The organism is Brevundimonas sp. FV1ye29L, from assembly GCF_058681095.1.
Genome location: NZ_CM178730.1, coordinates 3,145,641 through 3,163,819 on the forward strand (window position 1 = coordinate 3,145,641; position 18,179 = coordinate 3,163,819).

17 protein-coding genes are annotated in these 18,179 nt (G+C 67.7%); 4 read left to right on the forward strand and 13 right to left on the reverse strand.

Features of this window, described 5'->3' with window-relative positions:
- From trpB to ACW17W_RS15465, 6 genes are all read right to left on the reverse strand, one after another.
- On the reverse strand, window positions 1-1,215 hold the full coding sequence (gene trpB, locus ACW17W_RS15440; RefSeq protein WP_492080330.1) for a tryptophan synthase subunit beta: 1,215 nt from the start codon (window positions 1,213-1,215) through the stop codon (window positions 1-3).
- 60 nt (window positions 1,216-1,275) lie between these two features.
- On the reverse strand, window positions 1,276-1,914 hold the full coding sequence (locus ACW17W_RS15445; RefSeq protein WP_492077891.1) for a phosphoribosylanthranilate isomerase: 639 nt from the start codon (window positions 1,912-1,914) through the stop codon (window positions 1,276-1,278).
- On the reverse strand, window positions 1,911-2,324 hold the full coding sequence (locus ACW17W_RS15450) for a type II toxin-antitoxin system VapC family toxin (protein ID WP_492077893.1): 414 nt from the start codon (window positions 2,322-2,324) through the stop codon (window positions 1,911-1,913). The genes ACW17W_RS15445 and ACW17W_RS15450 overlap by 4 nt, the downstream gene beginning before the upstream one ends.
- Entirely contained in the window at window positions 2,325-2,603 is a 279-nt protein-coding gene (locus tag ACW17W_RS15455) for a type II toxin-antitoxin system Phd/YefM family antitoxin (RefSeq protein WP_492077895.1), read from the reverse strand.
- A gap of 67 nt (window positions 2,604-2,670) precedes the next feature.
- Window positions 2,671-3,402: a pseudouridine synthase gene (locus ACW17W_RS15460; protein ID WP_492077897.1), complete on the reverse strand. Its 732-nt coding sequence runs from the start codon at window positions 3,400-3,402 to the stop codon at window positions 2,671-2,673.
- Window positions 3,399-4,313 (reverse strand): class I SAM-dependent methyltransferase, encoded by a 915-nt coding sequence (locus ACW17W_RS15465; RefSeq protein ID WP_492077899.1) that lies wholly within the window; start codon window positions 4,311-4,313, stop codon window positions 3,399-3,401. The genes ACW17W_RS15460 and ACW17W_RS15465 overlap by 4 nt, the downstream gene beginning before the upstream one ends.
- A 45-nt stretch (window positions 4,314-4,358) precedes the next feature.
- Here ACW17W_RS15465 and tldD point away from each other — a divergent pair, with 45 nt between their 5' ends.
- Window positions 4,359-5,789 carry a metalloprotease TldD gene (gene tldD / locus ACW17W_RS15470; protein ID WP_492077901.1) on the forward strand — a complete coding sequence of 477 codons (1,431 nt, stop codon included), beginning with the start codon at window positions 4,359-4,361 and terminating at the stop codon, window positions 5,787-5,789.
- Between the two features lie 86 nt (window positions 5,790-5,875).
- Window positions 5,876-6,412: a hypothetical protein gene (locus tag ACW17W_RS15475; RefSeq protein ID WP_492077903.1), complete on the forward strand. Its 537-nt coding sequence runs from the start codon at window positions 5,876-5,878 to the stop codon at window positions 6,410-6,412.
- Here ACW17W_RS15475 and ACW17W_RS15480 read toward each other — a convergent pair.
- Window positions 6,406-7,377: a TraB/GumN family protein gene (locus ACW17W_RS15480; protein ID WP_492077905.1), complete on the reverse strand. Its 972-nt coding sequence runs from the start codon at window positions 7,375-7,377 to the stop codon at window positions 6,406-6,408. The genes ACW17W_RS15475 and ACW17W_RS15480 overlap by 7 nt on opposite strands.
- 148 nt (window positions 7,378-7,525) lie before the next feature.
- Between ACW17W_RS15480 and ACW17W_RS15485 the strand changes: the two genes are divergently transcribed.
- Window positions 7,526-9,571: a TonB-dependent receptor plug domain-containing protein gene (locus ACW17W_RS15485; protein WP_492077906.1), complete on the forward strand. Its 2,046-nt coding sequence runs from the start codon at window positions 7,526-7,528 to the stop codon at window positions 9,569-9,571.
- 84 nt (window positions 9,572-9,655) lie between these two features.
- Here ACW17W_RS15485 and ACW17W_RS15490 read toward each other — a convergent pair whose 3' ends face one another.
- Window positions 9,656-11,593, reverse strand: coding sequence for a peptide MFS transporter (locus ACW17W_RS15490; protein WP_492077908.1), 1,938 nt, complete (start codon window positions 11,591-11,593; stop codon window positions 9,656-9,658).
- Between the two features lie 254 nt (window positions 11,594-11,847).
- On the opposite strand from ACW17W_RS15490, the gene ACW17W_RS15495 reads away from it, so the two are divergent.
- Window positions 11,848-13,071, forward strand: coding sequence for an N-acetyltransferase (locus ACW17W_RS15495; RefSeq protein ID WP_492077910.1), 1,224 nt, complete (start codon window positions 11,848-11,850; stop codon window positions 13,069-13,071).
- Window positions 13,072-13,083: 12 nt separating this feature from the next.
- Here ACW17W_RS15495 and mscL read toward each other — a convergent pair whose 3' ends face one another.
- From mscL to aroA, 5 genes are all read right to left on the reverse strand, one after another.
- Window positions 13,084-13,497 carry a large-conductance mechanosensitive channel protein MscL gene (gene mscL / locus ACW17W_RS15500; protein ID WP_492077912.1) on the reverse strand — a complete coding sequence of 138 codons (414 nt, stop codon included), beginning with the start codon at window positions 13,495-13,497 and terminating at the stop codon, window positions 13,084-13,086.
- Between the two features lie 150 nt (window positions 13,498-13,647).
- On the reverse strand, window positions 13,648-13,938 hold the full coding sequence (locus tag ACW17W_RS15505; RefSeq protein ID WP_492077914.1) for an integration host factor subunit beta: 291 nt from the start codon (window positions 13,936-13,938) through the stop codon (window positions 13,648-13,650).
- A 364-nt stretch (window positions 13,939-14,302) separates the two neighbouring features.
- Entirely contained in the window at window positions 14,303-16,006 is a 1,704-nt protein-coding gene (gene rpsA / locus ACW17W_RS15510; protein ID WP_492077916.1) for a 30S ribosomal protein S1, read from the reverse strand.
- 150 nt (window positions 16,007-16,156) lie between these two features.
- On the reverse strand, window positions 16,157-16,807 hold the full coding sequence (gene cmk / locus ACW17W_RS15515) for a (d)CMP kinase (RefSeq protein ID WP_492077918.1): 651 nt from the start codon (window positions 16,805-16,807) through the stop codon (window positions 16,157-16,159).
- Window positions 16,804-18,126, reverse strand: a complete 1,323-nt coding sequence (gene aroA, locus ACW17W_RS15520; protein ID WP_492077920.1) for a 3-phosphoshikimate 1-carboxyvinyltransferase — start codon at window positions 18,124-18,126, stop codon at window positions 16,804-16,806. Before aroA ends, cmk begins: the two co-directional genes overlap by 4 nt.
- Window positions 18,127-18,179: the final 53 nt, after the last annotated feature.

Genomic DNA, 18,179 nt, shown 5'->3' on the forward strand with positions numbered 1-18,179 from the left:
TCAAAGCTCCACGCCCAGATGCCTGGCCACGGCGAAGATGTCCTTGTCGCCCCGGCCGCACATGTTCAGCACGACATCGCCGCCCTTGCCGACCTCGGCGGCGATCTCCCCGACGCGGGCCAGGGCGTGGCTGGGCTCAAGGGCGGGAATGATCCCTTCCAGTTTCGAGCACAGCTGGAAGGCCTCAAGGGCCTCCCGGTCGGTCGCCGCGCGATATTCAGCCCGGCCGATGTCGTTCAGCCAGGCGTGCTCGGGGCCGATGCCCGGATAGTCGAGCCCGGCCGAGATCGAGTGGCCCTCCAGGATCTGCCCGTCATCGTCCTGAAGCAGATAGGTGCGGTTGCCATGCAGGACCCCCGGGCGTCCGCCCTGGATCGAGGCCGCATGGTCCGGCCCGTCCAGCCCGCGTCCGGCCGCCTCGACCCCGATCAACCGCACACCGGCGTCATCGATGAAGGGATGGAACAGGCCGATGGCGTTGGAGCCTCCGCCGATGGCGGCGACACAGGCGTCCGGCAGCTTGCCCTTCTTCGCCAGCATCTGGGCCCGGGTTTCCTTGCCGATCACGCTCTGGAAGTCACGCACCATGGCCGGATAGGGATGCGGCCCTGCCGCCGTGCCGATCAGATAGTAGGTGTCCTCGACATTGGTCACCCAGTCGCGCATCGCCTCGTTCATGGCATCCTTCAGCGTGCCGCGACCGGACGTCACCGGCACCACCTCGGCGCCCAGCAGCTTCATGCGGAAGACGTTGGGCGACTGACGCTCCACGTCGGTGGCGCCCATATAGACGACGCACTGCAGGCCGAAGCGGGCGCAGACGGTGGCCGTCGCTACCCCGTGCTGGCCGGCGCCGGTCTCGGCGATGATCCGCTTCTTGCCCATCCGCATGGCCAGCAGGATCTGGCCCATGCAGTTGTTCACCTTGTGGGCGCCGGTGTGGTTCAGTTCGTCGCGCTTGAACCAGATATTCGCATGGCCGAAATGCTCGGTCAGCCGCTCGGCCAGATACAGCGGACTGGGCCGGCCGACATAGTCGGTCAGAAAGCCGTCCAGTTCCGCCTGATAGGACGGATCGGCCTTGGCCGCCTCATAGGCCTGGTTCAATTCCAGCACCAGCGGCATCAGGGTTTCGGCGACGAACCGGCCGCCATAGGGACCGAACCGGCCGGCCTCGTCGGGCTGGGCGTAGGCGTTGGGGAGGATGGCGTTCACGGGCAGGGCTTTCACGCGGAGTTCGGCTAGGGCGCAGTCAACAGACGTCAGGCGTCCGAATTACGTCCGGCGCACGGCCTCGATGAAGACCGCGATCCGGTCGGCGTCCTTAACACCCGGCGCGCTTTCGACGCCAGAGGAGACGTCGACCCCCGGCGCATCGGTCGCGCGCACCGCATCGGCGACATTGTCGGGATGAAGCCCGCCCGCCAGAAACCAGGGCTTGGAGAACGTCCGCCCGGCCAGAAGCGACCAGTCAAAGGCCCGCCCGTGCCCGCCCGTCACCTCCGCGCCTTTGGGGGGGCGGGCATCCAGCAACAGATGGTCGGCGGCGGCCTCAATCTCGTCCAGCCCCGTCAGATCATCGGCGGAGCCTACGCCCAGCGCCCGAATCACCGGCAGGCCGTGGTCCTGTTTCAGGGTCCGTATGTCCTCGATCGTCTCGCGGCCGTGCAGCTGGATCATATCGGGCCGGATGTCGCGAACCAGCGGGTCCATCGCCTGGCGCGCCGCATCGGCGAACAACAACACCGTCCTCGCCCGTCCCCGCGCCTGATCGACCAGCCGCCCGGCCGCCGCCGGCTCGACGAAGCGCGAACTGCCCGGGACCATGACGAAGCCGACCAGGTCGGCCCCGGCGGTCAGGGCCGCCTCAAGGGCGTCAGGCGTGGACAGGCCGCAGATCTTGACGAGGGTCACAGGCTTGCGACCTCTACGCCGGCAGTCCTGGCGGCTCGCCCGAGCTCCTGGTCCAGTGTCGCGAGACGATAGCCGTGACGAAGAACGATGGCCAGGTGCAGGGCGTCAGGAGTCCGCAACCGGACGCCGTCGCGGATCAGGGTGCGAGACCGGATAATGTCGAGCTCATCAAGACGACAGCCGGTCTGCCGGGCCAGCCAGTCATCGAATACCTCTTCGGCTTCCGCCCTCGCCCCGGCGTCGAGCGAGCCTGACTGAAACCGCAAACCGAGGGCGGAACTGAACTCGGCCTCGGCCCAGCTACTGATAACAAAATCCCGGCGCCCGCCGAGAAAGACCGCGACCCGGTCGGAATGGTCGTCTTCCACAAAGGCCGAGACCAGAATGCTGGTGTCCAGATAGACGCCCACCTAGTCCTCGTCGCGCATCTGGCGCACGAGGTCCACGGCGTTCATCGGCGCCGTTGGTTTTACGCGGACGCTGCGGAGCCACTCCGCGTCGATCTGACCAGACCCCGGCCGGGTCTCGGCGATGGGCTCAAGCCTTGCGATCGGCTTTCCGCGCCGGGTGATGGTCACAGCCTCACCCGCCAGCATCCGGTCGAGGAGCTTGGGCAGATTGTTTCGGGCTTCTGCGACGGAGTAGTGAGACACCTCGAAAAGATAGCCATCTGTATGACCATTGTCCATCTGACACGCCCCAGCCTATGCTTGGAAGAGAGCGCAATTTTCCTCGCCCCTGCACAGTGGGGCGTTTTCAAGCGAAGATCAGGTCGATCTCTTCCGGGGTCATCAGCCGCCACTGGCCGGGCGCCAGGTCGTCGGGCAGAGACAGAGCCCCCATCCGTTCGCGGTGCAGGGCCTCAACGTGGTTGCCGACAGCGGCGAACATCCGGCGGACCATATGATAGCGGCCTTCGGTCACCGTCAGTCGCGCCTCGGTCGGCGACAGCACCTCCAGCACGGCGGGCGAAAGCGGCTTGGCCTCCCCCTCCAGCACCAGCCCGCCCGCTGCGAACACCGCCCCCTCTGACCCGTCCAGCGGCCGCGCCAGGGCGGCGCGATAGACCTTGGCGACGTGGCGTTTGGGGCTGATGATCCGGTGCAGCAGGTCGCCATCGTCGGTCAGCAGCAACAGGCCCGTCGTCTGTTTGTCCAGCCGCCCCACAGTCGAGATGGCCGGGTCGCGTCGCTTCCAGCGGTCGGGCAGCAGGTCATAGACCAGGGCTCCATCCTCCTTGCGCGAACAGGTCATGCCCAGCGGCTTGTTCAGCAGCATGACCATCCCCGCGACAGGGTCCAGCGGCTCGCCGTCGATCTCCATGCGTGACGACAGGTCGGGCGTCACCGGGATGCGTTTCGACACATCCGTCAGATCGACGCCGTCCAGCACAATCCCCCCGACCTTGCCCAGCCGCGCGATCTCGGACCGCGAGCCATAGCCCATGGAACCCAGCAATTTATCGACGCGGGCGGTCGGGGTCTTCATTTGACGGCTTCGAACAGCTTGTACGGACCGCCCTCCCCCATCGGCGCGACGCGTTTGAAGGCGGCGTTCAGCTCGGCCTCATAGGGCAGGTGCCGGTTGGCCACGAGCCACAGGGTTCCGCCCTTTTTCAGCAGGCCGGCCGCCTTGCGCACAAAGGCCTGACCCAGCCGCCGGTCCTCGGCGCCGCCGTCGTGGAACGGCGGGTTCATGACCACGAAGTCCAGATCGGCCGTATCCTCAAGCGTCCGGGCGTCGGCCCATTCGAAACCGGCGCGCGGGTCCTCGACATTGCGTTTCGCCGCCTCGACCGCGCGCCGGTCCAGATCGACCAGCCTGAGCGCGGATACGGCCGCCGAGCGCAGCACCACGGTCGCCAGCGCTCCGTAGCCGCAGCCCAGATCGGCGCCCACGCCCTTCAGCGGCGGCAGGGCCTCGGCCAGCAGGGCAGAGCCGCCGTCGATCCGGTCCCAGGCGAAAACACCGGGTTGCGACCAGGCCTCCAGCCCCGGCACGACCCGCGCCGCCCCCGCCTCGATCGCCTCGTCAATGCCCGTCATCGTCTCCGGCCTGATCACGACACAGCGGCGGTGATGCGCCTTGGCGTCCTCGGCGATCTCCACGCCAAACGCCAGCAGCTCCTTCTTCAGCCGCGATCCGCCCTTGTCCTTCAGCGCCATGGTCGTCAGCCGCCCGCCGGGCTTCAGCGCCCGCAGGGTCAGGGCCAGGGTATAGCGCCGCTCCAGCACACCGGGCGGGGCATAGATCATGGCCGCCTCCACCGAGTTGGGGTCGAGGCTTTCCAGTGCGGTCGAACCGGGGATCAGGGGCGAGGTCTGGGTTGCGCCGCCCCCGGCGCCCGTCGAGGGAGGATCGAACACCAGCGGGGGCCGGCCATAAAGAACAGTCGTCATCACGGCCCTATAGCCGCTTGCGCCCGCCTCGCCTATCTATCGGCCATGACCGTTTCCGTAGCCACGCCCCCCATCCTCGATCAGGCCGGCGCCGACGCCGATGACGCCCTGTCGATCCTGAGGGACGCCCTGACCGGCGCCGATGACGGCGAACTGTTCCTCGAACGGGCCGAGAGCGAGAGTCTGGTGTTCGACGACGGGCGACTGAAGTCCGCCGCCTATGACGCCACCGAGGGATTCGGCCTGCGGGTCGTGGCCGGGGAGACGGCCGGCTATGCCCATGCCAACGAAATCTCCATCGCCGCCATTCGCCGCGCGGCCGAGACGGCGTCTCTGGCCAAGCACGGCCATACGGCCGTGATCGCCGCGGCGCCGCGCGCCACCAACCAGCAGCTCTATGGCGAGATCGATCCCCTCGCCTCCCCGACTTTCTCGGACAAGATCGATCTGCTGGCCGAGATCGACGCCTTCGCCCGCGCCCGCGACCCGCGCGTGGTCCAGGTCTCGGCCGCCATCATCGGCGAACGCCGCACGGTCGAGATCCTGCGCGCCGACGGCCGGACCCTGCGTGACGTGCGACCGCTGGTGCGGGTCAATGTCTCGGTCACGGTCGAGCGGGACGGCAAACGCGAGAGCGCCTCGGCCGGCGCCGGCGGACGGGCGGGCTTCGAGACCTGGATCGCGCCCGATCACTGGCAGGGCCAGATCGACGAGGCCCTGCGTCAGGCCCTGATCAACCTCGACGCCATCGACTGTCCTGCGGGCGAGATGGATGTGGTGCTCGGAGCCGGCTGGCCGGGCGTCCTGCTGCACGAGGCCATTGGTCACGGCTTCGAGGGCGACTTCCACCGCAAGGGATCCTCGGTCTTCACCGGCATGATGGGCAAGCGGGTCGCCGCCCCCGGCGTGACGATCGTGGACGACGGCTCCATCGCCGGTCGTCGCGGCTCCCTGTCGATCGATGACGAGGGCACGCCCACCTCCCGCACCGTCCTGATCGAGGACGGAATCATGGTCGGGCTGATGCACGACCGGTTGTCGGCGCGCCAGATGGGCCAGGCCGCGACCGGCAACGGCCGACGCCAGTCCTTCGCCCATATGCCCATGCCGCGCATGACCAACACCTTCATGGAGGGCGGCAGGGATTCGCGGGCCGACATGATCGCCTCGACGAAACGCGGGCTCTATGCGGCGAACTTCGGGGGCGGTCAGGTCGACATCACCAACGGCAAATTCGTCTTCCAGTGCACCGAGGCCTATCTGATCGAGGACGGCAAGATCACCGCCCCCGTGCGCGGCGCGACCCTGATCGGCGACGGCGCCACGGCCCTGCTGAACGTCTCGATGGTCGGCGACGACTTCGCCTTCGATCCGGGCGTCGGGGTCTGTGGCAAGGGCGGTCAGGGGGTGCCGGTCGGCATCGGCCAGCCCTCGCTCAAGATCGGCGGCCTGACCGTCGGCGGTACAGCAGTCTGAATCCGGACGCCGGAGGATGGCCGGAACCGATATCAGGACACAGGGTTCCGGAATCCGGGGGCGTGGGGCGAAAGCGGGAGAGCAGGATGCGGGATGAACTGATCGAGGCGTGGCGCAAGCGACCGCGCCTGATCGTCGGCGCCGCGATCGGCGCGGTCGCCCTGGTGACGCTGGGGGCCTTTTCTCTCGGCGGGGGAGCGGCGAACCCGCCCGCCGGTTCCGGGCCGGCGCTTGATATCGCGGTGGTCGCCCCGGTGGAGCCGGACATCCAGCCGGGATCGCGCATGGAGGTCGGCGCCCTGGTCGACGGGTTCGACAGTGCGGCGCTCCAGTCAGCGGCCGATGCGGCCGCTGTGGCGGACACCGGGGACTATTACGCCGAGCAACCCGCCTATGCCGGCGACGAGTATGAACAGCCTGCGCACCCGGCGCCTGTGGCTCCGCGCGACCGCCCCGACGCGGACGACTGGGGCACGGTCGACGGCCGCGGCGACCGGCTCGGCCTCGGGTTCGACGGTCCCCGCCCCGAAAGCGGCGCCGAGCGGGAGGCGCGTCGGGGCGCGGTCAAACCCCGCCCCGATCGCTCGCGGCCCACGGGCGACGCCGGTTCGACCTTCTACTGAACCGGCTTCCAGACCGGTCCCGCCACATCCAGACCGCCGGCCTGCAACTGGTCCAGCACGCCTCCGGGTTCAGCGAGAATGCGCAGCGGCGCGACCGCCAGGGTGACGCCGGGCTGTGACAGGGCCGTTCGCGTCGCCTCCGCCCACTGGCTGCGCAGCTGGGGCGCTATATCCGGGTCGCCGGAGGGCCAGCACAGGTCGGTAGCCCGATCCAGTGGATTGGCGAGCACCGCCGGCACCTTCAGCGATCGCCACGCGTCGAGCCGGGCCGACGCCCCCTCCGGCCCGGCCTCGGCCGCCTCCACCGCCGCCGCGATACAGGGAAGATAGGTCGAGGGCGGGGCGCTGATCAGGTTCTCGATCAGGTCATCGCCGCGCACCGACCCGACCGGTCCTCCCTCAACTTTGGCCGCCCGCGCGGCGCGACGGACGGCGTCATTGGCCCCGCGTCCTCGTCGGTCGAGCCCGGCCTTTTCCAGCAGGTCGAATCCCAGGCCGACAAGGCTCTGCGTCCGCCAGTCGTCGCTGCGTTCCCCGGCCATGACCGTCTCCAGCCGGGCCTGCAACCCGACCGGCAGGACATCGGCGGTGGTCTGGCCCTGCGGCAGGCGGGCGATGGTGCGCATGCGCCAGAGCAGGCGCAGGATGTCGCTGAACGAGGCCTGGGCCTGAATAGGATAGAGAATGCGCTGCGACCGCGCCGTGGCGGCTTCCAGGGCCTCGGGCCGCCAGCCATAGTCGCGCGGCACGCCGCTGATCGCTCCGACGAGGATGACGGTCGAACCGCCCTGTTCCACCGTCCACATCGGCGCCCCGGCGCGGCGGGCGGTCACGATGACCTCCTCGACCGTATCGACCGGCGCGTCCTGCACCGGCGCCTCAACGGCCCGCACGACCGTCGCCGGCAGGACAGCGGCGACCACCAGCATGGCCAGGCGGATCGCGGTCACGGGATGGCGTGTCATGGTCGAATGATGCCCTGTATATTACGGAAAATACACGTGAATTTCTTGTAATCCTGTCGTCGATTTAATCCACCTGTCCCGCTTGTAACTGGTTTGACATGCGGCGGGAGGCGACACCGTCATCACCAACGAGGGGAGCTCCCGGGCGATGACCAAGACCATACTTCTGGCCACCACGGCCTTGCTGTTTGCCGGGAGCCAGGCAGCCGCCCAGACGCCGACCGCGCCGACATCGGCGCCGGCCGCGACGGGCGATGCCGGACAGCAGGGCGTTCTGGCCTTCCAGCTCGACTTCTTCACCACCTACCGACCGGCGACGGCCCTCGACATGGTCAACCGCCTGCCCGGCTTCTCTATCGAGGACGGTTCGGGCGCTCGCGGCTTCGAGGGGGCGGTCGGCAATATCCTGATCAACGGGGCCCGGCCGGCGTCCAAGAACGATACCGGGTCGAACGTCCTGTCGCGCACCACGGCCAGTCAGGTCGAGCGTATCGAACTGGTGCGCGGCGGCGCGCCCGGCATCGACATGCAGGGCTATGCGGTCGTCGCCAACGTCATCCTGAAATCGACATCCAGCCGCCAGTCCATCCTGCAATGGGACGGCGTCTTTTTCGACGGCGGCCGCGACATCCAGGGCGCCAGCTACCGGTTCACCGCGCGGGAGGGCGACAGAAGCTGGGGCGTCACCCTGTCCGACGGCATGGGCATGAGCGACTCCAACGGGACAGGGCCCAACATCCGCCGCGACGCCGCCGGGAACGTCACCCGGGAGGAGCGGTTCGCGAACGACGGATGGGGCGGAGGCCAGGCCGGCCGCGTCAACTACGCCGGCCCCCTGTTCGGCGGAAAGATCGACGCCACCGCCCGTCTGGGCAGCAACGACTACCAGAACTGGCAAACCCTGGAATCACCCACAGCCCTGCGCCGCAGCGACTATGCCGAGGACGGCCTCTATGGCGAGGCCGGCCTGACCTGGACCCGTCCGCTGAACCCGCGCTGGACGCTCGAGACGCGGTTGATGCATGAATTCGGCACGTTCGACAGCGTCTCCCTGTCCAACGCCCGCATCAATGGCGTGACCGACCCGGAACAGAAGTTCGAGTCCGGCGGCGACAACTCTGAAACGATCATTCGCGCCCTGGTGCGCAACGAGCGCTCGCCGGCCCTGACGTTCGAGTTCGGGGCGGAGATGGCCTACAACATGCTGGACGTGACCCAGGCCTACAGCGTCGGCGGTGCGGCCATTCCCCTGCCCAGCGCCTCGGTCAAGGTCGAGGAAACGCGCGGCGAGGCCTTCACCAAGGCCACATGGCGGGCCCGCCCCAATCTGATGGTGGAGGGGGGGCTGCGGCTGGAGGCCTCGACCATCAGCCAGTCGGGCGACGCCGATCTGGAAAAGAGCTTCTTCTTCGCCAAGCCGCGCCTGCTGGCGACCTGGACGCCGATGCCCGCCAACCAGCTGCGCTTCCGCTTCGAGCGAGAATTGGGCCAGCTGGATTTCGGCGACTTCGCCGCCTCGGCCGAGCTCAGCGAAGAGAATGTGTTCGGCGGCAATGTCGATCTGGAGCCCGAACAGCGCTGGATCTCGGAACTGACCTACGAGCGCCGCTTCCTCGGCGACGGCATCCTGTCGGTGGGCTACCGGCACGACGAGATCATCGACGTCATCGACCGCCTGCCCCTGCCGGGCGGCCTGTCGGCGACGGGCAATATCGGCGACGGGACCCTGGATCAACTTTCGGTCAACCTGGTCCTGCCGATGGACAAGGTGGGCTTCAGGGGCGGCAAATTCACCTTCCGCAACGACTGGAATGTGGCCCGGGTCACCGATCCGACCACGCTGGAGGAGCGCCGCATCTCGGGCGTTCGCGCCAGCCAGGCCAATGTCGGCGTGTCGCAGGACATCTCCAGCCTGAAGCTGAACTGGAGCATCGCCTGGCTGCCGCGTCTGGGCCAGGGCAACTACGATCCGGACCAGACCTTCATCTGGCGCGGCTCGGACTATTTCGAACTGGCCGCCGAATACAAGCCGACCCCGACCCTGTCGATCCGGGCGCAGCTGAACCTGTGGGACGACTTCACCACCCGCCGGACCGTCTACGCCAACCGCACCACCCGCCCGGTGGCCTATGTCGAGGACCGCTACATCGACCCGCGCACCTTCTTCCAGATCCGGCTGCGCAAGACCTTCTGAGCCCGCAGCTGGTTCCTGCCGGGCGAAGAAAAAGGGGCGGGGCCTGAACGGCTCCGCCCCTTCGTCATATCCGCCCGGTTGCGATCAGACCAGGGCGTCGGGTCTGGCGATATTGCCGTCCTCACGCCCGCCGTCTGTCAGCGTCGGACCGGGGTGGTTGTCCGGCTCGTTCACGCCGTTCGACCATTTGGCGATGAAGAAGCTCAGCACGATGAATCCGATGCCGATGCCCACGCCCCACAGACCAATGAGGTTGAAGGTCTGCAGCGAGGTCTGGAGCGCGGCCTCGGGGTTGGTGACCTGACCGCCCACGGTCTCGGTCCCGGCCAGTTTGGCGATCTCGCCGCCCAGGAAGTGGGCGATGGCCGAGGCCATGAACCACACCGCCATCATGAAGCTGACGATCGAGGCGACCGAAAGCTTGGTGATCTCTGACAGCCCCACCGGCGACAGGAACAGCTCGCCCGTCGTGTGCAGCATGTAGAGCAGGCCCAGCAGCACCAGGGGGGTGCGGAAGGTGTCGTCCACCATGCCCGAGTTGGCGCCCCAGACCACAACCAGGAAGCCCAGACCAACCTGCATGATGCCCAGTCCGAACTTGATGACCGGGTTGGGGTCCATCTTGCGCGAGGCGAGGAAGGCCCACATCGCCGCAAACACCGGGGCGAAGATCAGGATGAAGCCGGCATTGAACGACTGGGTCTGGGAGGCGGTGATCGAGGTGTCGATCCAGCCCCAGCCCGCCGTCGACAGACCCGCCGCCTGAAGCTGCGCCGGGGTCCCGTAAGGGATGCCGAGGAAGGAGCCTGCCGCATTGGTCAATGAGAGGTCCACATTGCGGTCGGCGAACAGGTTCAGCGAAGAACCGGCCTGTTCAAACAGGGTGAAGAACACCGCAGAGCCGAAGATCAGCACCGTGGCCAGCATCATCCGCTCGCGGGCGACCTTGTCGCCCTTGAGCTTGAAGATGATGAACCAGGCGATGAACCCGAGGGCGGCGATGGTCGACAGCAGCAGCCCCTGACCCACAAGCGTGTGGTTGGGCACGATGAAGAACAGGGCGCCCACCCCCACGAAACCGAGCAGATAGATCAGGGTCTCGCGATTCAGCGGCCCGGCGATCGGTTTCCGGATCAGTTCGGGATAGGGGCTCTCGCCCTTGCCCTGCAGCAAGGGTTTGCCCAGCCAGAAGACGAGCAGACCCAGGGCCATGCCTATGCCGGCGAGGCCGAAGCCCCAGTTCCAGCCGAAATTCTGGCCCAGATAGCCGCACAGCACGGCCGCCCAGAAGGCCCCGAGGTTGATGCCGTAATAGTAGAGGGTGAAGCCGGAATCCCGCCTTGGATCGCCCTGGGGGTAGAGCTGGCCGACCAGGGTCGAGATGTTCGGCTTGAGGAAGCCCACGCCCATGATGATCAGCGACAGGGACAGGTAGAAGGCATTGACGCCCGTCTGGTCGCGCTCGGCCGTCAGCTCATAGCTGCCGGTCGGCAGAACGGTCGGCAGGGCGCCGCCGGGCGCCAGACCTTCGATGGTCAGGCCCGTTTCGCCCGAGGTATAGGCATAGGGTTGGCCATCGACCATCAGGCGCGTCTCGCGCGCATCGCCCCGCCCCTCGATCTGGATCGAATATTCCTGATCGGCATAGGTCAGGGTCTGCCGCGCCGGCATCCCCTCATAGGCCATCAGCCCGTGGCCCATGACCAGCAGGACGGCCCCGAACATGATCGCCTTGCGCGTGCCGATGTAGCGGTCCGCGACGATGCCGCCGATCAGCGGCAACAGATAGACCAGCGAACCATAGGTGCCGTACTGGCCCGAGGCGAAGCCGTCATCGAACAGGAAATGCTGCGTCAGGTAAAAGATCAGCAGGCCGCGCATGCCATAGAAGGAAAACCGCTCCCACATTTCGGCGAAGAAGCAGATCAGCAGGCCCTTCGGATGGGTCTTGAGAATCTGCAGAAGCACCGGAATGCCGGTGGCGAGGGTGATGATCACCCCCAGAAGAATGACGATATTCATGCTTACCCTTTGATGCTGGCCGCCCGTGTCTCGCGAGCCGGCCGGTGCAGGCGTAAGATCCCCCTCGAGACCTTCCGCGCCCCCTGTTGCGAGGGGTGATAGGACCACCGGCGGTCGTGGTTTACAAGCCGTAACGGAAAGAGAGGCGGTCGCGCGATGTCCGGGGACGGTCGAATTACCCCGCCTGCGGCAATTGGTCCGGTCCCTGCATCGGCGGGAGCCACAAGCCCCCCCTGTCTCTCCACGGGACTCCGATGTCCGTCCGCCCCTTCACCCCCGCCGACCGCGACGCCGTCAACCGGTTGCACCGCGAGGTCTGGTGGCCCGAGCGCTCCGAGGCCGGCTGGGCCTGGCTGGACGCCAATCCGGCGCGACAGGAGATCGGCGCGCCGTCAGGCTGGGTGGCCCAGGATGCGGCCGGCCGCCCGATCGCCTTCGTCGGCAATCTGGTTCAGCGCTTCTGGCACGGAGACCGCCAGTTGCACGGCGCGACCGGCTTCTCGATCATCGTGCCGCACGGGGCGCGGGGCCGTAGCCGAAACCTGATCCGGTCGGTGATGCAGCAGCCTGACGTCTTCGCCGCCTATACGTTCAATGCCAATCCGCTGGCGGCGCGTCTGTATCCACGGCAAGGCCTGGCGGCCTGGCCTCCGCGGACCCACGGGCTGAAGCTGTCGTGGATCATTGACCCGCTGGAATGTCTGCAGGGCCGGCTGCTGCGCGAGGTCGTCCATCGCGCGCCCCGTCTGGCCGATCCCTATCGCGAGCATTTCATGAACCGGCGGTTGCGACGCCGCAGACCGACCACCGATGTCGGCGATTCGGGATCGCAATCGCGCGCGTCATCGGCATCGGCGTTCTCCGCGCCAATGTCATCAGCATCGGTCACGCCTTTGACCGACCTGTCGGACGGTTCGGCCTATGCGGCCTTCTGGCAGGCGCTGCGGGCCGAAGGTCGCCTGATCGCCGACCGCAGCCCCGCGATACTACGCTGGCGGCTGGCCGATCCCGACCGCACCGACCCTCCCGTCCTTCTGGCCTTCCATCGCGACGGCGTCGTCATGGGCTATGCCATGGCCATTCTGGCCAAGGGCAATCCCATCGAGCCGGCCAGCCTTGAAATTATCGACCTGATCGCACGCGAGGATGAGCCCCACGCCATCCCCGCCCTGATGGAGGCCCTCGCACGGCGCGCCCGCCGCCTGGGCGCCGCCAAGCTGAGGCTCCAGGTCATGGGCGAGGACCTGGTGCGCCGTCTCGGACCATGGGCGGAGAGGGCCCGACACGAGGGCGGCTGGGGTCATTGCCATGCCGCCTTCCGACCCGACGCCCCCTCCAGCCTGACCTGGCAGCCGACGCCCTTCGACGGCGACTACGGCGTCTGCCAGCGCCCCACGCCCTTCGCCAGGCCGGTCGGCGCCGCGGCGTCCGCGAACAGGACCGGGAGACCGGACCCGGGGGCGTCGACCGTCTGCTGAGCCGTCAGGCGATCAGGACCGCGCTTTCAGCGCGTCGCGGATTTCAGCCAGCAGGGCCTCGGTCGCGGTCGGGGCCGGCGGCGCGGCCGGGGTCTCGGCCTCCTTGCGGCGCAGGCTGTTGATCGCCTTGACGACAAGGAAGATGACAAACGCCACAATCACAAACTGGACCAGGACGTTCAGGAAGGCGCCGTACTGGATCGCCACCTTCTCGACGGCTTCCGTCGCCGGGTTCTCCGGCTTGAGCACCCACTCCAGCTTCGAAAAGTCGATACCGCCCGTGATCAGGCCGATCGGAGGCATGACGACCTGATCGACCAGGCTGGTGACGATCTTGCCGAAAGCGGCGCCGACAATGACGCCGACGGCCAGATCGATGACATTGCCCTTGACCGCAAAGTCGCGGAATTCCGAAAACACGCTCATGCAGAAACCCCATGGACTGCGATCCGGGGCGCGGCAGGGCGCCGATTCCCGTTCAACGGGCATATGAATCAAGTCAGGCGCCGACCTCAACCCCAATTCCGGCCCCGTTTCCGGGCCTGAAACCGATGTGGCCGTAGCGCAGACCTGACGTCAGGCGTCGCCGGAGGCGTTCAGCCGCTCGCGCAGCTCCTTGCCGCTCTTGAAGAACGGGACGGACTTGGCGGGGACATCCACCGCCTCTCCGGTGCGCGGGTTTCGACCCGCCCGGGCCGGGCGGGACCGCACGGAAAAGGCGCCGAAACCGCGCAACTCGACCCGGCCGCCCTCACCGAGCGCCCCGGTCATGCGCCCAAGCACGATATTGACCACACGCTCGACCTCCATATGGGTGAGGTGGGTGTTTTCGGCAGCGAGCTTTTCGATCAGTTCAGACTTGATCATGCAGAGCCCCGGTTATGGGCGCCATCCGTCGGAAATTCCGATAGCGGGCCCTGACCCTGACCACCCTAACGCTCTCGCGTCGCGCGAAAAAGCCCTCAAAGCCAAATCCGGCGCCGTGGGCAGAGGATTCCAGCCGGAAACGAGGCTGTGCGGAGGGTTTTCGGGATCAACAGCCCCGACGCAGACCGGCCCGCGCTGGTCCGTCCGTCGGCCGGCTGCGCGTCGGACGGCAAAAAGGCGGCCGGATCGCTCCGGCCGCCCCCTTGTCTGTGCGGCGCCAACCTCGCTTCAAACCGCGAGGCCTGGCATGTTCCCCCGGGCTGATCAGGGATCGGACCCGGGGGGGGGAGTCGAGCGCCAGGCTCTACTCCTTGCCCGCCTTTTCACGCAGGGCCGCGCCGAGGATGTCGCCCAGCGAGGCGCCCGAGTCCGAAGACCCGAACTGCTCGATGGCTTCCTTCTCGTCGGCCATTTCCAGCGCCTTGATCGAGACCGAGATGCGGCGCGTGGCCTTGTCCACCGAGGTGATCTGGGCGTCGACGCGGTCGCCGACGGCATAACGCTCGGGGCGCTGCTCGTTGCGGTCGCGGCTCAGGTCAGACTTGCGCACAAAGCTGGTGACCGGAGCGTCGTCCTCGCCGAACTTGACCTCGATGCCGCCCGTCTCGATCGAGGTGACGGTCACGGTGACGGTCTGGCCCTTCTTGTAGGTGTCGCCCTCGCCGATCGGATCGCCGCCCAGCTGTTTGATGCCCAGCGACACGCGTTCCTTCTCGACGTCGACGTCCAGAACCTTGGCCTTGACCATCTCGCCCTTGCGGTAGCGCTGGATGGCTTCTTCACCGGACACGTTCCAGTCCAGATCGGACAGGTGCACCATGCCGTCGATGTCGTTGTCCAGGCCGATGAACAGGCCGAACTCGGTGGCGTTCTTGACCTCGCCCTCGACGGTCGAACCGATCGGGTTGTTGGCGACGAAGGCATCCCACGGATTGTCCTGGGCCTGCTTCAGGCCCAGCGAGATGCGGCGCTTGGACGAGTCGACGTCCAGCACGACCACGTCGACTTCCTGGGAGGTCGAGACGATCTTGCCGGGGTGAACGTTCTTCTTGGTCCAGGACATTTCCGAGACGTGCACCAGACCCTCGACGCCGGCTTCCAGCTCCACGAAGGCGCCGTAGTCGGTGATGTTGGTGATGCGGCCCGTGTATTTGGCGCCGACCGGATATTTGGCTTCCACGCCGTCCCAGGGGTCCGACTGCAGCTGCTTCATGCCCAGCGAGATACGCTGGGTGTCCGGGTTGATCTTGACGATCTGGACCTTGACGGTGTCGCCGACGGCGAGAACCTGCGACGGGTGCGAGACGCGCTTCCACGACATGTCGGTGACGTGCAGCAGGCCGTCGATGCCGCCCAGATCCACGAACGCGCCGTAGTCAGTGATGTTCTTCACGACGCCGTCGCGGACTTCACCCTCTTGCAGCTGGCCGACCAGTTCGGTGCGCTGTTCGGCGCGGGCTTCTTCCAGGATGGCGCGACGCGAGACGACGATATTGCCGCGCGGGCGGTCCATCTTGAGAATGGCGAACGGCTGTTCCTTGCCCATCAGCGGACCGACGTCGCGCACCGGGCGGATGTCGACCTGCGAGCCGGGCAGGAAGGCCGAGGCGCCGCCCAGGTCGACGGTGAAGCCGCCCTTGACGCGACCGACAATGGCGCCGTTGACCGGCACGCCTTCGGCGAAGACGACTTCCAGACGGGTCCAGGCTTCCTCGCGGCGCGCCTTGTCGCGGCTGATGACGGCCTCGCCCAGGGCGTTTTCGATCCGCTCCAGATAGACCTCGACGTCGTCGCCCACCTTGGGAATGACGGCGCCTTCGCCGATGCCGAACTCACGGGCGGCGATACGGCCTTCGGTCTTCAGACCGACGTCGATGATGATGATGTCCTTCTCGACGCCGACAACGCGGCCGTGGACGACCTGGCCTTCGCCGAGGTCGCGGCCGCCAAGGGTTTCGTCGAGCAGGGACGCGAAATCGTCGCGGGTAGGGGTAAGGGTGTCGGTCATTAAATCCGATAGGGCTGTGGCGCGTGACCGGAGGGTCCTCGCGCGAGGTGAAGGTTCAGAAGTCAGGAAGTCGTTCATCGGACACGGAGCTCAGGGAGCCCGGACGCCCGCGGAAGCCGAGGATGGGAGCGTTGGATTTGTCCGCCGGGTCTAGAGACCGTTCCGGACACGCGCCGCCTCGACGATACGGCGGGCCGCATCGAAGGCCGCCTCTATAGACAGGTCGGTCGTATCCAGCAAGACCGCGTCGTCCGCCTGCACCATCGGCGCGGCCCCCCGCCCGGCGTCCCGTTCGTCGCGGCGCATGATGTCGGCCAGCATCTCGTCATAGGCGATGGCGTCGCCGCGCGCAGCCAGCTGTTTCCAGCGGCGGGCGGCGCGGGTCGGGGCGGTGGCGGTGATATAGAGTTTGGCCAAGGCGTCCGGCGCAATCACCGTGCCGATGTCGCGCCCGTCCAGCACTGCCCCGCCAGGCTGGCGGGCGAAGGTCTGCTGCAGTTCCAGCAAGGCCGCGCGGACGCCCGGATAGCCGGCGACCCGGCTGGCCGCCTCGCCCGCCTCGCCCGTCGTCAGCCGCAGATCCTCGGACAGACCCGCCACGTCCAGGGCGCGGGCCGCCGTCTCGGCCGCAGCCTCGTCGTCCAGCGACCCGCCCGCCGCCAGAACTCCGACGCCCACAGCCCGGTACAGCAGGCCGGTATCCAGATGCGGCAGGCCATAGGTCTGCGCCAGCCGCGCGGCGATCGTCCCCTTGCCCGAGGCGGCCGGGCCGTCGACGGCGATAACGAGGGACGGGGTCATGCGCCGGATATCTCCGCGCCCAGTCCCAGCATCATCTCCCCGAAGCCCGGGAAGCTGGTGGCGATCATCTCGGGGTCCAGCACCGAGACCGGCAGCTGCGCGGCCAGTCCCAGAACCAGATGACTCATGGCGATGCGGTGGTCATGGGCGGTGGCGACGGTCGCCCCGCCGGGGACGGGCCCTCCGGCGACGATGAAGCCCTCGGCCTCCTCCTCGACCGCCACGCCGCAGGCCCGCAGCCCGTTGACCATCAGACTGATGCGGTCGCTCTCCTTGACCCGCATCTCGCCAACGCCACGCATGACGGTGACGCCTCCCGCAAAGGCGGCGACAGCGGCGAGGATCGGATATTCGTCGATCATCGAGGCGGCTCGATGCTCCGGCACGACAATACCCCTGAGCACCGAGTATCGGGCTGTAACGTCGCCGATGCGTTCGCCGCCGCTCTCGCGCTCATTGGCGATGGTCAGGTCAGCGCCCATCTCGATCCAGGTGTCGAACAGGCCGGTGCGCAGCGGGTTCAGCATCACCCCCTCGACCGTCACCTCTGACCCCGGGACGATCAGCCCGGCCGCCAGCGGAAAGGCTGCAGAGGACGGATCGCCCGGCACCGAAACGGTGGTTCCGGTCAGGGCCTGGCCGCCGCTCAGGGTGATGCGCCAGCCCTCGCCGACCGGCTCCACCCCGACCAGCGCGCCAAACGCCCGCAGCATCCGCTCGGTATGGTCGCGGCTCCTCTCCGGCTCGGTGACGACGGTATCACCTTCGGCGTTCAGCCCGGCCAGCAGGATGGCGGACTTGATCTGGGCCGAGGCCACGGTCTGCAGATAGTCGACGCCCGTCAGCTCCCCGCCTTGAACGGTCACCGGCACCCGGTCCTCGTCGGCGAGCCAGTCGAAGCGCGCCCCCATCTCCGTCAGCGGCCCCGTGACACGCTTCATCGGCCGCTTCCGCAGTGAGGCGTCGCCGTCGAAGGTCGCCGTAACCGGATAGCCGGCGGCGGCGCCCATCAGCAGCCGCACCCCCGTCCCGGCATTGCCGCAGTCGATCACAGACCCGGGCGTCTTCAACCCGCCCTGCCCCGTTACGCGCCACCGACCGTCGCCGAGCCTTTCGACTGTCGCGCCGAACGCCTCGACCGCCCGGGCCGTGGCCAGGATGTCGTCGCCCTCCAGCAGGCCCTCGATCTCGGTGACGCCCTTGGCCATGGCGCCGAGGATCAGGGACCGGTGCGACATCGACTTGTCGCCGGGCGCCCGCACCGTTCCGGTCAGGGGGCGACTGGCCGGACGCGCCGTCAGTTGGGGGGCGGAAGACATCCGCTGCGGCTCCATTCGACTGTGCGGGAACAGACAGCGCGGGGGCGCCGTGA

What these genes read in the sequence shown, in the direction of transcription:
- ACW17W_RS15455 (WP_492077895.1), bottom strand. Translation starts at nt 2,603, where the DNA reads ATGGACAATGGTCATACAGATGGCTATCTTTTCGAGGTGTCTCACTAC.
- ACW17W_RS15460 (WP_492077897.1), bottom strand. Translation starts at nt 3,402, where the DNA reads ATGAAGACCCCGACCGCCCGCGTCGATAAATTGCTGGGTTCCATGGGC.
- ACW17W_RS15465 (WP_492077899.1), bottom strand. Translation starts at nt 4,313, where the DNA reads ATGACGACTGTTCTTTATGGCCGGCCCCCGCTGGTGTTCGATCCTCCC.
- tldD (WP_492077901.1), top strand. Translation starts at nt 4,359, where the DNA reads ATGACCGTTTCCGTAGCCACGCCCCCCATCCTCGATCAGGCCGGCGCC.
- ACW17W_RS15475 (WP_492077903.1), top strand. Translation starts at nt 5,876, where the DNA reads ATGCGGGATGAACTGATCGAGGCGTGGCGCAAGCGACCGCGCCTGATC.
- ACW17W_RS15480 (WP_492077905.1), bottom strand. Translation starts at nt 7,377, where the DNA reads ATGACACGCCATCCCGTGACCGCGATCCGCCTGGCCATGCTGGTGGTC.
- ACW17W_RS15485 (WP_492077906.1), top strand. Translation starts at nt 7,526, where the DNA reads ATGACCAAGACCATACTTCTGGCCACCACGGCCTTGCTGTTTGCCGGG.
- ACW17W_RS15490 (WP_492077908.1), bottom strand. Translation starts at nt 11,593, where the DNA reads ATGAATATCGTCATTCTTCTGGGGGTGATCATCACCCTCGCCACCGGC.
- ACW17W_RS15495 (WP_492077910.1), top strand. Translation starts at nt 11,848, where the DNA reads ATGTCCGTCCGCCCCTTCACCCCCGCCGACCGCGACGCCGTCAACCGG.
- mscL (WP_492077912.1), bottom strand. Translation starts at nt 13,497, where the DNA reads ATGAGCGTGTTTTCGGAATTCCGCGACTTTGCGGTCAAGGGCAATGTC.
- ACW17W_RS15505 (WP_492077914.1), bottom strand. Translation starts at nt 13,938, where the DNA reads ATGATCAAGTCTGAACTGATCGAAAAGCTCGCTGCCGAAAACACCCAC.
- rpsA (WP_492077916.1), bottom strand. Translation starts at nt 16,006, where the DNA reads ATGACCGACACCCTTACCCCTACCCGCGACGATTTCGCGTCCCTGCTC.
- cmk (WP_492077918.1), bottom strand. Translation starts at nt 16,807, where the DNA reads ATGACCCCGTCCCTCGTTATCGCCGTCGACGGCCCGGCCGCCTCGGGC.
- aroA (WP_492077920.1), bottom strand. Translation starts at nt 18,126, where the DNA reads ATGTCTTCCGCCCCCCAACTGACGGCGCGTCCGGCCAGTCGCCCCCTG.